The sequence below is a fragment of the Pseudomonas sp. 5P_3.1_Bac2 genome, assembly GCF_025465995.1.
Taxonomy (GTDB): Bacteria; Pseudomonadota; Gammaproteobacteria; order Pseudomonadales; family Pseudomonadaceae; genus Aquipseudomonas.
The window spans coordinates 243,343-258,170 of sequence record NZ_JANLNY010000022.1 but is presented as its reverse complement, the minus strand read 5'-3'; the positions used below and the strand labels follow the sequence as shown (position 1 = coordinate 258,170).

The 14,828-nt window shown below is 61.2% G+C and carries 14 protein-coding genes; 13 read left to right on the top strand and 1 reads right to left on the bottom strand.

Features of this window, described 5'->3' with window-relative positions; all coding sequences use genetic code 11:
* The first annotated feature begins 35 nt into the window (after positions 1-35).
* The 13 genes from NTD81_RS12635 to pcaC all read left to right on the top strand — a co-directional run bounded on the left by NTD81_RS12635 (position 36) and on the right by pcaC (position 13,078).
* Positions 36-1,457 carry an amino acid permease gene (locus tag NTD81_RS12635; protein WP_262182824.1) on the top strand — a complete coding sequence of 474 codons (1,422 nt, stop codon included), beginning with the start codon at positions 36-38 and terminating at the stop codon, positions 1,455-1,457.
* 169 nt (positions 1,458-1,626) lie between these two features.
* Positions 1,627-2,559 (top strand): pca operon transcription factor PcaQ, encoded by a 933-nt coding sequence (pcaQ, locus tag NTD81_RS12630; protein WP_262182822.1) that lies wholly within the window; start codon positions 1,627-1,629, stop codon positions 2,557-2,559.
* 118 nt (positions 2,560-2,677) lie between these two features.
* Positions 2,678-3,397, top strand: coding sequence for a protocatechuate 3,4-dioxygenase subunit beta (gene pcaH / locus NTD81_RS12625; protein ID WP_262182821.1), 720 nt, complete (start codon positions 2,678-2,680; stop codon positions 3,395-3,397).
* A 10-nt stretch (positions 3,398-3,407) separates the two neighbouring features.
* Complete coding sequence (pcaG, locus tag NTD81_RS12620) at positions 3,408-4,019, top strand: protocatechuate 3,4-dioxygenase subunit alpha (RefSeq protein WP_262182820.1); 612 nt, start codon at positions 3,408-3,410, stop codon at positions 4,017-4,019.
* Positions 4,009-5,019, top strand: a complete 1,011-nt coding sequence (gene zapE / locus NTD81_RS12615; RefSeq protein ID WP_262182819.1) for a cell division protein ZapE — start codon at positions 4,009-4,011, stop codon at positions 5,017-5,019. Before pcaG ends, zapE begins: the two co-directional genes overlap by 11 nt.
* Before the next feature lie 100 nt (positions 5,020-5,119).
* On the top strand, positions 5,120-5,971 hold the full coding sequence (locus NTD81_RS12610; protein ID WP_262182818.1) for an IclR family transcriptional regulator: 852 nt from the start codon (positions 5,120-5,122) through the stop codon (positions 5,969-5,971).
* 212 nt (positions 5,972-6,183) lie between these two features.
* Positions 6,184-7,032, top strand: a complete 849-nt coding sequence (locus NTD81_RS12605; RefSeq protein ID WP_262182816.1) for a CoA transferase subunit A — start codon at positions 6,184-6,186, stop codon at positions 7,030-7,032.
* Positions 7,032-7,814 carry a CoA-transferase subunit beta gene (locus tag NTD81_RS12600; protein WP_262182814.1) on the top strand — a complete coding sequence of 261 codons (783 nt, stop codon included), beginning with the start codon at positions 7,032-7,034 and terminating at the stop codon, positions 7,812-7,814. Before NTD81_RS12605 ends, NTD81_RS12600 begins: the two co-directional genes overlap by 1 nt.
* Positions 7,814-9,019, top strand: coding sequence for a 3-oxoadipyl-CoA thiolase (pcaF, locus tag NTD81_RS12595; protein WP_262182813.1), 1,206 nt, complete (start codon positions 7,814-7,816; stop codon positions 9,017-9,019). The genes NTD81_RS12600 and pcaF overlap by 1 nt, the downstream gene beginning before the upstream one ends.
* A gap of 101 nt (positions 9,020-9,120) precedes the next feature.
* Positions 9,121-10,410: an MFS family transporter gene (locus NTD81_RS12590; protein ID WP_262182810.1), complete on the top strand. Its 1,290-nt coding sequence runs from the start codon at positions 9,121-9,123 to the stop codon at positions 10,408-10,410.
* A gap of 9 nt (positions 10,411-10,419) precedes the next feature.
* The gene (locus NTD81_RS12585) at positions 10,420-11,778 is read left to right on the top strand and encodes a 3-carboxy-cis,cis-muconate cycloisomerase (RefSeq protein ID WP_262182809.1); all 1,359 of its coding nucleotides are present in this window, start codon (positions 10,420-10,422) and stop codon (positions 11,776-11,778) included.
* 12 nt (positions 11,779-11,790) lie between these two features.
* A complete protein-coding gene (gene pcaD / locus NTD81_RS12580) occupies positions 11,791-12,579 on the top strand; it encodes a 3-oxoadipate enol-lactonase (protein ID WP_262182808.1) in 789 nt (262 codons plus the stop codon).
* A gap of 94 nt (positions 12,580-12,673) precedes the next feature.
* Positions 12,674-13,078, top strand: a complete 405-nt coding sequence (pcaC, locus tag NTD81_RS12575; protein WP_262182807.1) for a 4-carboxymuconolactone decarboxylase — start codon at positions 12,674-12,676, stop codon at positions 13,076-13,078.
* A gap of 75 nt (positions 13,079-13,153) precedes the next feature.
* On the opposite strand, the gene NTD81_RS12570 is transcribed toward pcaC, so the two are convergent.
* Positions 13,154-14,731 (bottom strand): methyl-accepting chemotaxis protein, encoded by a 1,578-nt coding sequence (locus NTD81_RS12570; RefSeq protein WP_262182806.1) that lies wholly within the window; start codon positions 14,729-14,731, stop codon positions 13,154-13,156.
* Positions 14,732-14,828: the final 97 nt, after the last annotated feature.

Here is a 14,828-nt window from a genome sequence, read left to right as displayed (position 1 = left end):
GGTCTTATCCAATAACAAATCGAGGTTACACCCTTATGCCTGTTGGCAATCATCTGCCCCCTGCTGAAGCCGCCCAAGGCGGTCCACTCAAACGTGAACTTGGAGAACGACACATCCGCCTGATGGCGCTGGGTGCCTGTATCGGCGTCGGTCTATTCCTGGGTTCGGCCAAGGCCATCGAAATGGCCGGTCCGGCGATCATGCTGGCCTACATCATTGGCGGTTTGGCGATTCTGGTGATCATGCGCGCCCTTGGTGAGATGGCGGTGCACAACCCGGTCGCGGGCTCCTTCAGTCGTTATGCGCAAGACTACCTCGGCCCGCTGGCGGGCTTTTTGACCGGCTGGAACTACTGGTTCCTGTGGCTGGTGACCTGCATTGCCGAGATCACCGCGGTGGCGGTGTATATGGGCATCTGGTTCCCCGATGTGCCGCGCTGGATCTGGGCCTTGGCCGCGCTGGTGAGCATGGGCTCGATCAACCTGATCGCGGTGAAAGCCTTCGGTGAGTTCGAGTTCTGGTTTGCCCTGATCAAGATCGTCACCATCATCGCCATGGTCATTGGCGGCGTCGGCATCATCGCCTTTGGCTTTGGCAATGATGGTGTGGCGCTGGGTATCTCCAACCTGTGGAGCCACGGCGGCTTTATGCCCAATGGCGTAACCGGGGTGCTGATGTCGCTGCAGATGGTGATGTTTGCCTACCTGGGCGTGGAGATGATCGGCCTGACCGCCGGTGAAGCGAAGAATCCGCAAAAGACCATTCCCCATGCGATTGGCTCGGTGTTCTGGCGCATCCTGCTGTTCTACGTCGGCGCCTTGTTCGTGATTTTGTCGATCTACCCGTGGAACGAAATCGGCAGCCAAGGCAGCCCGTTCGTGATGACCTTCGAGCGTCTGGGGATTAAAACCGCCGCCGGTATCATCAACTTCGTGGTCATCACCGCTGCGCTGTCGTCCTGCAACGGCGGCATCTTCAGCACCGGGCGCATGCTCTACAGCCTGGCGCAGAACGGCCAGGCCCCGGCTGGTTTCGCCAAGACTTCGGGCAGCGGGGTGCCGCGTCGGGCACTGTTGCTGTCGATCTTCGCCTTACTGCTGGGTGTGCTGCTCAACTACCTGGTGCCGGAGAAAGTCTTCGTTTGGGTCACGGCCATCTCCACCTTTGGCGCGATCTGGACCTGGGCGATGATTCTGCTGTCGCAGATGAAATTCCGCCGCAGCCTGAGCCCGGCTGAGCGGGATGCCCTTAAATATCGCATGTGGCTGTATCCGCTGAGCTCTTGGTTGGCCCTGGCGTTTTTGCTTGGGGTGGTGGGGCTGATGGCCTACTTCCCGGATACCCGCGTGGCGCTGTATGTCGGCCCGGCCTTCCTGGTCCTGCTGACGGTGCTGTACTACGTGTTCAAGCTGCAGCCTAAAGAGGCAAACCCAGCGGCGCAGGTGGCTGACGCTTAAGCCCCGGCCTGGTCAAGTCGCACCGCAAAGCCCCGGTCTGGTATCGGGGCTTTTTTATGCCGGTTAAGCAGGTTTATGGCTAGGGGGGAGCGGTCAACTATAACCAATTGGTTGGCTGTTCCACGCCTGGCAGGTAGGCTGGCAGTTGTTGGGTTAAGAAGGGCAAGCCGTGAATATCGATAACCGCATCAAGTTCCGCCATTTGCAGTGCTTCCTTGAGGTGGCGCGGCAGGGCAGCTTGGTGCGCGCCGCCGAGGCGCTGGCGATCAGTCAGCCGGCGGTATCCAAGACCCTCAAGGAGCTGGAGGACGTGCTCGCTGCACGGCTGTTTGAGCGCAGCAAGCAGGGCGTGAGCCCGACGCCCGCAGGCCTGGCCTTCTTGCGTTACGCCGGTCCCAGCGTGCAGGCCCTGCGCGAGGGGGTGCGTAGCTTGCGCAGCGGCGAGCATGAGGCCGGGCAATTACGTTTGGGCGTGCTCTCCACCGTGGAAAGCTCGCTGCTGCCCGATGTGGTGCGGCGCCTGCACGAGCGCCATGCGGCCTTGGTGGTCAGCGTGGTGACCGGGCAGAGCAATCATCTGCTCGATCAACTGCGCGCCGGCGAGCTGGATCTGGTGGTCGGGCGCATGACCGACAGCCCGCGTATCGAAGGCCTGAGCTTCGAGCACCTGTACAGCGAGTCGATGATCATGGTGGTGCGCTCCGGGCACCCGCTGTTGCTGCGTGGCCGCGTCGATGGCAGCTCGCTCGCAGACTATCCACTGGTGTTGCCGCTGGCCGGCACCACTATCCGCCGTTATGCCAATAGCTTGTTTGTGCAGGGCGGCATCAGCCTGTCGCAGCAGCGTTTGGAGACCCTCTCGGTGGCGCTCAGCCGCCGCTATGTGCAGGACTGCGATGCGGTGTGGGTGGCGCCGCTGGATGCTGTTCGTCAGGACTTGCAGCGCGGTGAGCTCCGCGAGCTGGACGTTGGTTTACGTGAGCCCGGCGGTTCAGTCGGCATCTGTAGCAATCCCTCGGCCGTGATGTCACTGGCGGCGCAGTGGTGTTGTGAGGCGTTGCGCGCTGCCGCCGCCGAGTATCGCGAGACTCTCGATACATAACCTATAGGTTATGTATGCGGTCGATCTTTTCAATTTTAACTGGGCGCCTCATCACCGAGACTGCCGGGCTATGCCTATGCCTGCAGGCTAAGTTAACTATCCCTAAGAGGAGATCGATATGTCCGATGCGCCGCATCGCCGTTTCGTCATTCGTGACCGCAACTGGCACCCGAAGGCCCTGACCCCCGACTACAAGACTTCCGTAGCCCGTTCCCCGAGTCAGGCGCTGGTCACCATCCCGCAATCGATCTCCGAGACTACCGGCCCAGATTTTTCGCACCTGAAAATGGGCGTGCACGACAACGATCTGCTGCTCAACTTCAACACCGGCGCCCTGCCGATTGGCGAGCGCATCATCGTCCACGGCCGCGTGGTCGATCAATTCGGCAAGCCGGTGCCGAACACCCTGGTAGAGATGTGGCAAGCCAACGCCGGTGGCCGCTATCGGCACAAGAACGACCGTTACCTGGCGCCGCTGGACCCGAACTTCGGGGGTGTCGGCCGCGTGCTGACGGACAGCGAAGGTCGCTACCACTTCCGCACCATCAAGCCGGGCCCTTACCCATGGCGCAATGGCCCGAATGACTGGCGTCCGGCGCACATCCATTTCTCGGTGAGTGGCCCGGCGATCTGCACCAAACTGATCACCCAGCTGTACTTTGAAGGTGATCCGCTGATCCCAATCTGCCCGATCGTTAAGGCCGTGAAAGATCCGCAAGCGGTTGAAACCATGATCGCCCGTCTCGACCTGACCGCGAACAACCCAATGGATTGCCTGGCTTACCGCTTCGATATCGTGCTGCGCGGCCAGCGTCAAACCTACTTTGAGAACCAATAAGGAGGCGACCATGACCGAGATTAATCTGCTGCGTGAGACCACCTCCCAGACTGGCGGTCCGTACGTGCATATCGGCCTGGCCCTGGCGGCTGCCGGTAACCCGACCCGTGAACAGGAAATCTGGAATGTGATGGCCAAGCCAGAGGCCCCCGGCGAGCACATCACCCTGATTGGCCGCGTATTCGATGGCAACGGCCACCTGGTACGCGACTCGTTCCTGGAGCTGTGGCAAGCCAACCACGAAGGCGTGTATGACGAGGAGTACAACCTCGACAAGCCGTTCAACAGCTTCGCCCGTACCGCGACCACCTTCGAGGCGGGCAGCGAGTGGACGGTGCAAACCATCAAACCGGGTGTGACCCTGGCGGCTGATGGCCGTCCACAAGCACCGCACGTCAACGTGTCGCTGTTTGCCCGGGGGATCAACATCAACCTGGCCACGCGCATCTACTTCGAAGATGAAGCAGAAGCTAACGCCGCTGACCCGGTGTTGAATTTCATCGAGCAACCAGAACGCCGCCAGACCCTGATCGCCAAGCGCGAGGTGGTCGATGGCAAGACCTTCTACCGCTTCGACATCCGCATCCAGGGTGAAGGCGAGACAGTGTTCTTTGACTTCTGAGTTAGCTCAGCAGGCCCGCGCCGCCATTGCCCAGCGCGGCCTGCACCTGGATGCCGGGCAAGCCCAGGCCTTTACGCGTCTGGCCGACTGGTTGCAGGCGCGTTTGCAGCCGCCCGGCTGGCTGCGCCGGGTGCCCCGTGGCGGCTATCTGCATGGCGCTGTGGGGCGTGGCAAAAGCCTGCTGCTCGACAGTCTGTTTGCCGCTGCGCCGCTGGCCAATAAGCGCCGCGTGCATGTGCATGCGCTGCTGCAAGAAGTGCAACAACGGCTGCTCGCCCACAGTGGTAAAGCGCAGCCGTTGACCCTGGTGGCTCGCGAGCTGTGCGCCGAGAGCCAGCTGTTATTTTTTGATGAGTTTCATGTGCACGACATTGGCGATGCCATTTTGCTCGGGCGCTTGCTGGAGCAGCTGTTCAAACACGACTGCACGCTGCTGTTCAGCTCCAACTATGAGCCGGCGCAGCTGTGTCCGAATCCGCTGTATCACAGCCGTTTTAAACCCTATGCCGAACTGATCAAGCGTCACTGTGTGGTGCTGCCCATGGAGGCGGGGCTCGACTATCGACCCCTGTCGCCCAGGCATTGGGGCCGTTATGTGCAGACCAGCGCGGCTGAATTGGCGGCGCAACTGAGCGACTTGCCGAGGCTGTCTGCGTTGCCAGTCGGTCGCCGGCAATTGTCGATTCGGGGTCACAGTGCCGATTGCCTGTGGCTGGATTTCGCCGCCCTGTGTCAGCAGCCGTTGGCCAGCAGCGATTATCTGCAGCTGTGCCAGCGCTTTAAGCGCATCGTGGTCAGTGACGTGCCACCCTTGGCGCGCTGCAACCTCGATGAGCAACAACGCTGGGTCAACTTTATCGACATTGCCTATGACGCCGGCACCCAGCTGTGGCTGCATTCGTCGCTGGATTTCGAGGCGCTCTGCGCGCAGGCCGGGCATACCGATTTCAGCCGCACGCGCAGCCGTCTGGCGCAGCTTGCACGCGGCGTCGAGGCCTAGAAATGCTCATATCGTTTGTCGGTCAATTGGTTGCGGAAATTGCGATAATCGCCCGTCGGGCCGATAATCGGCGCATTCCAGCCTATGCCCAGGAGGGTCTATGAGCGAGCATCGTCCGCCACTATCTATGCTGGCGCCACCGCCTTACGTATCACCGGCTAAGCGTATTGAAGAGTTCACCGGCGATCCGAACTTCATGTCCTCCCTGGCCCGTGGCTTGGCCGTGATCAATGCGTTCCAGGAACGTAAACGGCAGCTGACCATCGCTCAGATCAGTCACCGCACTGAGATTCCTCGCGCCGCTGTGCGCCGTTGCCTGTACACCCTGATGAAGCTGGGTTACGCCACCACCGATGGGCGCACCTATTCGCTGCTGCCCAAGGTGCTGACCTTAGGCCACGCCTATCTGTCCTCGACGCCCTTGGCGGTGTCGGCGCAGCCCTATCTGGACCGCTTGAGCGAGCAACTGCACGAGGCCTGCAGTCTGGCCACGCTGGAAGGCGAGCAGATTCTCTATATCGCCCGCTCGGCGATTCCCCAGCGTTTGATCTCGGTGGATTTAAGCGTCGGCAGCCGCCTGCCGGCCTATTGCACGTCCATGGGCCGGGTGCTGCTGGCCGCATTGGATGATGAGCAACTGCAGGATTACTTCACCCACGCTGAGTTGCTGCCCAATACCAGCCGCACCTTGGACAGCCCGGACTCATTGTGGGAATGCCTGCAAAAAGTCCGCAAGCAAGGGTGGAGCATCGTCGACCAGGAGCTGGAGCAGGGCCTGCGTTCCCTGGCCGTGCCGGTCTACGACTCCACCGGCCATGTGCTGGCGGCGATGAATATCAGCACCCACGCCGGCCGGGTGCCGGCCAGTGAACTGGAAAAGCGTTATTTGCCCCTGATGCTCAACGCCAGTCGTGAGCTGAGCAGCCAACTGTTCCGTAATCCTACTGCCTAGTCTCGGCCGGTAAGGGTCTCTGCAAAAACGCGCTTTGTGTGTGACAAGGCGCGTGGCGACTGGGTGTTGCCTGAGGAAAATCCGCTGATCGAGTTCAGTTCGATAATCGAACATTAAGGCGATTATCGGATTGTTCCGTCGCGGGCACAGGCCTAACCTCAGCGCACCGCCACCTGGCCAGGTGGCTACTGTGACCCACGAGAGAACCACACATGGCTGACATCATTTCCCTTGGCGAAGCTATTTCGCGCTACGTCAACGACGGCGACACTGTTGCCCTTGAGGGCTTCACCCACCTGATTCCGACTGCGGCGGCGCACGAAATCATTCGTCAGGACAAAAAAGACCTGACCCTGGTGCGGATGACTCCAGACCTGGTGTATGACTTGCTGATCGGTGCCGGTTGCGCCAAAAAGCTGATCTTCTCTTGGGGTGGCAACCCGGGCGTGGGCTCGTTGCACCGCCTGCGCGATGCCGTCGAGAAACAGTGGCCACAGCCGTTGGAAATCGAAGAGCACAGCCACGCTGACCTGGCTAACGCCTATGTCGCCGGTGCCTCTGGCCTGCCGTTCGCCGTACTGCGCGCATACGCCGGCAGCGACCTGCCCAAGGTCAACCCGCTGATCAAGTTCATCAACTGCCCGTTCACCGGTGAGCAACTGGCCGCTGTGCCCAGCGTGCGCCCGGACTTGACGGTGATCCACGCGCAGAAAGCTGACCGCAAGGGCAACGTGCTGATCCAGGGCATCCTTGGGGTGCAGAAAGAAGCCGCGCTGGCCGCCAAGCGTTGCATCGTCACCGTGGAAGAGATCGTCGACGATCTCAACGCCCCGATGAACGCCTGCGTGTTGCCGAGCTGGGCGCTGGCTGCCGTGTGCCGGGTGCCTGGCGGCGCGCATCCGTCCTACGCGCACGGTTACTACGAGCGTGATAACGCGTTCTACCAGGCGTGGGACCCGATTGCCCGCGACCGTGACAGCTTCACCGCGTGGATCGACACCTATATCCGTGGCACTGCTGACTTTGCAGCGTTCCAGGGCAAATTGCAGGAGGCCAAATAATGAGCGCCTACACCACTAACGAAATGATGACCGTGGCCGCTTCGCGCCGCCTGAAGAACACTGACGTAACCTTCGTGGGCATTGGTCTGCCGTCCAAAGCGGCCAACTTGGCGCGTCTGACCCACGCCCCAGAAGTGACCCTGATTTACGAATCCGGCCCGATCGGCGCCAAGCCCAACGTGCTGCCGCTGTCCATCGGTGATGGTGAGCTGGCGGAAACGGCCGACACCGTCGTACCGACTGGCGAAATCTTCCGCTACTGGCTGCAAGGCGGCCGTATCGACGTGGGTTTCCTGGGCGCGGCGCAGGTCGACAAGTTCGGCAACATCAACACCACCGTGATCGGCGATTACTTCTCGCCGAAAGTGCGCCTGCCCGGTGCCGGTGGCGCGCCAGAAATCGCCGGTTCCGCGAAGAAGGTATTCATCATCCTCAAGCAGGGGCACCGCACCTTCGTCGATAAGCTGGCCTTTATCACCTCCGTCGGCCATGGCGAAGGCGGCGATCACCGCAAGCGTCTGGGCCTGCCAGGTGCCGGGCCGGTGGCGATCATCACCGACCTGTGCATCATGGAACCGGAAGAGGGGACAAACGAGTTCATCGTCACCTCGATTCACCCAGGCGTAACCCGCGAGCAGATCATCGAGAACACCGGCTGGGCGATTCGTTTTGCAGAGGTGGTGACAGATACCGCAGTGCCGCAAGCGCATGAGCTGCAAGCCCTGCGTGCCCTTGAAGAGCGTACAGCGATTGCCCACGGGCAAAAGAGTGGTGACGAATAATGAGCCGCGACGTATTTATCTGCGACGCCATCCGCACACCCATCGGTCGCTTCGGCGGTGGTCTGGCCACGGTACGGGCTGACGACCTGGCGGCGATCCCGCTCAAAGCCCTGCTTGAGCGCAATCCGCAGCTGGACCCAGGCGCGATTGACGAAGTGTTTATGGGCAGCGCCAACCAGGCCGGCGAAGACAACCGCAACGTCGCCCGCATGGCGCTGCTGTTGGCCGGCATTCCGGCCAGCGTGCCGGGCGTGACCTTGAACCGTCTGTGCGCCTCCGGTCTGGACGCGGCGGGCAGTGCCTTCCGCGCCATCGCCAGTGGCGAAATGGAACTGGCCATCGCGGGCGGCGTGGAGTCGATGTCCCGCGCGCCCTACGTGATGGGCAAAGCCGAAACGGCTTTTGGGCGTACGCAGAAGATCGAAGACACCACCATCGGCTGGCGCTTTATCAACCCGAAAATGAAAGCGCTGTATGGCGTGGATGCCATGCCGCAAACCGCCGACAACGTCGCCGATGAGTTCAACATCAGCCGCGCCGATCAGGACGCCTTCGCCCTGCGCAGTCAGCAAAAAGCCGCGCGCGCTCAGGCGCAAGGTTTCTTCGCCGAAGAAATCGTCCCGGTAGTGATCAAGGGCAAGAAAGGCGACACCATCATCGACACCGATGAACACCCACGGGCGGACACCACGCTGGAAATCCTGAGCAAGCTCAAGCCAGTCAATGGTCCGGATAAGACCGTCACCGCGGGCAACGCCTCGGGCGTTAACGACGGTGCGGCGGCGATGATCCTGGCCTCCAAAGCGGCGGTCGAGAAGTATGGTCTGACTCCGCGCGCCAAAGTGCTGGGCATGGCCAGTGCTGGCGTGGCGCCACGCATCATGGGCTACGGCCCGGTGCCGGCAGTGCGCAAGCTCAACGAACGGCTGGGCCTGACCATCGACGACTATGATGTCATCGAGCTCAACGAAGCTTTCGCGGCGCAAGGTCTGGCCTGTATGCGTGATCTCGGCCTGGCCGATGACGCCGCCAGTGTTAACCCTAATGGCGGCGCTATTGCCTTGGGTCACCCACTGGGTATGAGCGGTACGCGCCTGGTGTTGACCGCGCTGCATCAGCTGGAAAAATCCGGCGGTCAGCTGGGGCTGGCAACCATGTGCATTGGCGTTGGTCAGGGCTTGGCGCTGGCTATCAGTAAAGTCTAAAAATGACCCCGGCAGGCAAGGCCTGCCGGGGGTTTGCTTGTGGAACGCAGGTGGTCAGTCATGGTCAGATTTCAGCTATCCCTCTCTAGGATTCGAACGCCATGACAACAACACATTACTCAGCAGAGCTGAAGCGCAAAAGAATCTTCTCCATCGTCGGAGCTTCATCCGGCAACCTGGTGGAATGGTTCGATTTTTATGTATATGCGTTCTGTGCGATTTATTTCGCCTCTTCGTTTTTTCCTTCCGATGATCCGACTGTACAGTTGCTTAATACGGCTGGTGTATTCGCTGCCGGCTTCTTGATGCGGCCAATTGGTGGCTGGATCTTTGGCCGTTTGGCGGATCGACGTGGCCGCAAACATTCCATGGTGGTGTCGGTGATGCTGATGTGTGTCGGCTCACTGGTGATCGCCTGCCTGCCGACGTATAACGAAATCGGTGCCTGGGCACCGTTTTTATTGCTAATGGCGCGCCTGCTGCAAGGCCTGTCGGTGGGGGGCGAGTACGGCACCACCGCGACCTATATGAGCGAAGTGGCGCTGCGCGGCCAGCGCGGTTTTTATGCCTCGTTCCAGTACGTCACATTGATTGGCGGACAACTGCTGGCGGTGCTGCTGATCGTGGTCTTGCAGCAATTGTTGAGCGAAGACCAGATGCACGCCTGGGGCTGGCGCATTCCGTTCGCCGTGGGCGCTTTAGCGGCGGTGGTGTCGCTGTATCTGCGCCGTTCGCTGGTCGAGACCAGCAAGCCGCAAGAGCGTGAAAGCGCAGAGGCCGGCAGTGTCAAAGGGCTGTTCCGCAATCACTTCGGCGCCTTTATCACCGTGCTCGGTTACACCGCTGGCGGTTCGCTGATTTTCTACACCTTCACCACATACATGCAGAAGTACCTGGTCAATAGCGCCGGCATGCCCAAGTCCACTGCCAGCTTTGTGATGACCGCCGTGCTGTTTGTGTACATGTGCATGCAGCCGCTGTTCGGCATGCTCAGCGACCGTATTGGGCGACGTAATTCCATGCTCCTGTTCGGTGCCCTTGGCACCCTCTGCACCGTGCCGTTGATGCATGCGCTGAAGAGCGTCGACAGTCCGTTTATGGCCTTTGTGCTGATTACCCTGGCCTTGGCTATTGTCAGTCTGTACACCTCGATCAGTGGCCTGGTGAAGGCGGAGATGTTCCCGCCGCATGTCCGCGCCTTGGGGGTCGGCTTGGCCTATGCGGTGGCCAACGCGCTGTTTGGCGGCACGGCGGAATACGCGGCCTTGGGTTTGAAAACCCTGGGTATGGAAGACGTCTTTTATTGGTATGTGACGGCCATGCTGGCCATCGCTTTCTTGTTTAGCTTGCGCCTGCCCAAACAGGCGGAGTACCTCCATCACGATCACTAAGGTTAGGTAATGAGCCAAGGCACAGGTAACCAATTGTTTGAACGCTACTTCAGCAGCAGTGCCATGAGTGCGGTGTTTTGCGACGCCGGGCGTGTACAGGGCATGTTGGATTTCGAAGCAGCGTTGGCCCGAGCTGAGGCCCGCGTAGGTGTAATCCCGCAGAACGCGGTGGTGCACATTGAGGCAGCTTGTGACGCTGACCAATACGACTACGCGGCGCTGGCCGAAGCGATTGCCACTGCCGGTAACTCGGCCATTCCATTGGTTAAAGCGTTGGGCAAACGGGTTGCCGCGTGCAATGCCGAAGCCGAACGCTATGTGCACTTGGGCGCCACCAGTCAGGACGCCATGGACAGCGGTCTGATTGTGCAACTGCGCCATGCCATCTTCCTCCTGGAAACTGATTTGGCGCAGCTGGCCGCTGCCCTCGCGGCACAGGCCACGCTGCATGCCGACACCGTCCTGCCGGGGCGCACCTGGCTGCAACACGCCACGCCTGTGACCTTGGGCATGAAGCTCGCGGGCATGCTGGGGGCCATCACCCGTCATCGCCAGCGCTTAGCTGAACTCAAACCACGCCTGCTGGTGCTGCAATTCGGCGGCGCCGCCGGCACCTTGGCGGCACTGGGCGAGCCTGCGTGGGCGGTAAGCGAAGCGTTAGCCGCCGAGTTAGGGCTGGGCCTGCCGGAGCAGCCTTGGCACACCCAGCGTGATCGATTAGTGGAGTTCGCCAGCCTGCTCGGTTTGATCGCCGGCACCTTGGGTAAGCTCGGCCGTGATCTGAGCCTGTTGATGCAAACCGATGTTGGCGAAGTATTCGAGCCGTCGGCGCCGGGTAAAGGCGGTTCTTCGACCATGCCGCATAAGCGCAATCCGGTCGGTGCGGCGGTTTTGATCGGCGCGGCCAGTCGCGCACCGGGTTTGGTTTCGACCATGTTCGCCGCCATGCCGCAGGAGCACGAACGCAGCCTGGGCCTGTGGCATGCCGAGTGGGAAACCCTGCCGGAGCTGTGCCGCTTGGTCGCCGGCGCCTTGCAACAGGCGCTGATCGCCGTGCCGGGGCTGGAAGTCGACAGGGCGCGCATGCGCCGCAATCTGGATTTGACCAAAGGTCTGGTGCTGGCCGAGGCGGTGAGCATCGCCCTGGCCCAACGCATCGGGCGCGACACCGCTCACCATCTGGTGGAGGTCTGCTGCCGTCAGGCGCTTAGCCAAGGCCGTCATCTGCGCGAGGTCCTGGGCGAAAACGCCGAGGTGAGCGCCGAGCTGAATTCTGCCGAGCTGGATCGTTTGCTTGATCCGGCTCACTACCTGGGTCAAGCACAGCGTTGGGTCGCCCTCGCCGTGGCTGAACATCAAAACTTCTGAAGGAGAATCGTTGTGGCAACTCTGCAACTGGCTGATGGCGTGTTGAACTATCAAATCGACGGCCCGGCCGCTGCCCCTGTCTTGGTGCTGTCCAACTCGTTGGGCACGACCCTGGGCATGTGGGATGAGCAAATCCCGCAGCTGAGCCAATCCTTTCGCGTGGTGCGTTACGACACCCGGGGGCATGGCGGCTCCAGCGTCACTGACGGTCCTTACCGCATCGAACAACTGGGGCGCGATGTGCTGGCCCTGTTGGATGCACTTAAGGTCGAACGCGCGGCGTATTGCGGCCTGTCCATGGGCGGCTTGATCGGCCAGTGGCTGGGCATCAACGCTCCTGAGCGCTTCAGCCATATCGTGCTGTGCAACACCGCTGCCAAGATCGGCAATGCCGAGGGCTGGAATGCGCGCATCGCCACCGTCACCGCCGGTGGCGCGCAAGCCATGGCCGAGCTGCGTGACGGCTCCATCGCCCGTTGGTTTACCCCGCAATTTTCCGCCGCGAACCCGGTGGTAGCCGAGCGTATCGTGTCGATGCTGGCCAGCACTAACCCGGCCGGTTACGCGGCTAACTGCGCCGCTGTGCGCGATGCGGACTTCCGTGAGCAACTGGGCCAGATCCAAGCGAAAACCTTGATCATCTGCGGCACCGGCGATGCCGTGACCACCCCCGAAGACGGGCGCTTTATGCAGCAGCGCATCGCTGGCGCGCAGCAGCTCGACTTCCACGCCGCGCACCTGTCCAACGTCGAGGCTGGCGCGGCGTTCACCCAGGCTCTGGAACATTTCCTCAAGGCCTGAACGCGTGCTGAGCAGCGCCTTGCTCAGCCCCGTGTAAAACTCTCTGTGCGGCGCCTGCTGGCGCTGCATTCAAATTGCGACAAAGGTGTACAAGATGGACGAGAAACAACGCTACGACGCCGGCATGCAAGTGCGCCGTGCCGTGCTGGGTGATGCCCACGTAGACAACAGCCTGAAGCACCTCACGCCGTTCAACGAGGAGTTCCAGGAAATGATCACCCGCCACGCCTGGGGTGATATTTGGACCCGTCCGGGCCTGCCGCGCCACACCCGCAGCCTGATCACTATCGCCATGCTGATCGGCATGAACCGCGAGGCCGAACTCAAGCTGCACCTGCGCGCCGCCAAGCACAACGGCGTGACCCGTGACGAGATCAAAGAAGTGCTGATGCAGAGCGCCATCTACTGTGGCATCCCGGCAGCCAACGCGACCTTCCACCTGGCCGAATCGGTGTGGGATGAAGTCGGTGTGGAGTCGCTCAACCCGCAGGCTGAATAAGCCCCCGGCGCGTTTCGCGAGGATAAAAAAACCAGAGCCTGGCTCTGGTTTTTTTTGCCTGTAAGCCTGCTGGGTTTAGCTGCGGTGTTGCAGCTCAGTCACCTTGCTGAGGTTCTGCGAGACGCTGCGCAGGTTTTGGCTGGCTTGTTCGGTGCGCTGCACGTTGTGCTGGTTGTCGGTGGCGATCATCACCAGGTCGGTGAGGTTGCGCGAGATGTCTTCGGCCACCAGGGTTTGCTCTTCGGCAGCGGTGGCGATCTGCGTGCTCATATCGCGGATGGTCAGCACGGAGTTAGTCACGCCAGCCAAAATCGAACAGGCCAGATCGACCTGCTCGACACCTTTGAGGCTGCTGCTCTTGCCGCTTTCAATGGCCTTCACCGCACTTTCCGCACCGCGCTGCACGGCGTTGATGATGGTGTTGATCTCGGCGGTGGACTCCGCTGTGCGCTGCGCGAGATTACGTACCTCATCGGCCACCACGGCAAAGCCGCGACCGCTTTCCCCCGCGCGCGCGGCCTCGATGGCGGCGTTGAGGGCGAGCAGGTTGGTCTGTTCGGCGATGCTGTGAATCACCGCCAGCACTTTGCCGATGCGCGCACTGTCGTCTTCGAGTTGCAGGATCACTTCTGCGGTGCGGCCGATTTCGTCGCGAATGCTGCTGATGCTGTTGACCATGCCGATCATGGCTTGCTCGCCTTGCTGCGTGGCTTGCTCGGCATCGTCGGCGGCGCGGGCGGCGGCCACGGTATGGCGAGCCACCTCCTGGGCGGCGGCGCTCATCTCTTCCATGGCGGTGGCCACCTGATCGGTGCGCAGGCCTTGGTTCTGAATGCCTTGGCTGATCTGCGCGGCGATGGCGTTGAGCTCATCACTGGCTTGATCCAGACGGTTGCTGTTGGTGGTCAGGTTGGCAAAGGTGTCGGAGAGAAAATCGCGCAGGTTATTGGTAGCCCAAGTCAGGCGTCCCAACTCGTCGGTGCTCAGGTGATGGACTTGCTCGGAGAAGTTACCCTTGCTCAGTTGCACCATGCAGGCGCTTAAGCGGGTCAGCGGGGTGATGAGGTTTTTGCTCAGCCAGTACAGGCCCGCCAGCGCCGTCAGCAGTGCAATCGCCAGTATGCTGAGGCTGCCGATCAGCCAGGTGCGTTTGGCTTGATCATCGAGCTGCTGCAGGCGTTGCTCGGTGCTCTGATCGATCAGGCTGAGCAGGTTGGTCAATTGCTGGTCGGCGTGCGCGGCCAATTCTTGCGCGCTGCTGCCGGGCACGCCTTGTTGATACTGGGCGGCCAGGCTTTGCTGCTCTTGCTGCAGGCGCTGAATCTGCTCCCGGGCGCTGGCGTCGAGGGGCAGGGCGGCCAGTTGCTGCAGGTTGCGCAATACCCGCTGTTGTTGCTCGGTAACGCGTGCGCGGCTGGCGGGGCCATCTTGCCGTTCAGGCGCGGTGCTGAGTTCCCAGGCTTGCAGCTTGTAGGCGAGGTTAGCTTGGGTGATGAGTTCGGAGGCAACCACGGATTGCTCGGCCAGGGTTTTGTAGCCTTGGTTGTAGTTCGATAGCAGACAGAAAATCGACAGTGCAGCGATCAGCAGCAGCAACAGGCTGGCGCCAAACAACGCGACAATCTTGCTGCGCAGGGAGTTTTTAACAAGCATCTAGCGGATCCATCTTATTCGAGTGGTAAGTGATGTGGTGGCCGCTGGTAAGCCAGCGTGAGGTTTATGCACCTGCTCTGCGGCAGGTTATGGAGGC

Coding starts and splice junctions, on each gene's coding strand:
- NTD81_RS12590 (WP_262182810.1), top strand. CDS start 9,121: ATGACAACAACACATTACTCAGCAGAGCTGAAGCGCAAAAGAATCTTC.
- NTD81_RS12605 (WP_262182816.1), top strand. CDS start 6,184: ATGGCTGACATCATTTCCCTTGGCGAAGCTATTTCGCGCTACGTCAAC.
- NTD81_RS12585 (WP_262182809.1), top strand. CDS start 10,420: ATGAGCCAAGGCACAGGTAACCAATTGTTTGAACGCTACTTCAGCAGC.
- pcaH (WP_262182821.1), top strand. CDS start 2,678: ATGTCCGATGCGCCGCATCGCCGTTTCGTCATTCGTGACCGCAACTGG.
- NTD81_RS12570 (WP_262182806.1), bottom strand. CDS start 14,731: ATGCTTGTTAAAAACTCCCTGCGCAGCAAGATTGTCGCGTTGTTTGGC.
- NTD81_RS12610 (WP_262182818.1), top strand. CDS start 5,120: ATGAGCGAGCATCGTCCGCCACTATCTATGCTGGCGCCACCGCCTTAC.
- pcaC (WP_262182807.1), top strand. CDS start 12,674: ATGGACGAGAAACAACGCTACGACGCCGGCATGCAAGTGCGCCGTGCC.
- NTD81_RS12635 (WP_262182824.1), top strand. CDS start 36: ATGCCTGTTGGCAATCATCTGCCCCCTGCTGAAGCCGCCCAAGGCGGT.
- pcaF (WP_262182813.1), top strand. CDS start 7,814: ATGAGCCGCGACGTATTTATCTGCGACGCCATCCGCACACCCATCGGT.
- NTD81_RS12600 (WP_262182814.1), top strand. CDS start 7,032: ATGAGCGCCTACACCACTAACGAAATGATGACCGTGGCCGCTTCGCGC.
- pcaG (WP_262182820.1), top strand. CDS start 3,408: ATGACCGAGATTAATCTGCTGCGTGAGACCACCTCCCAGACTGGCGGT.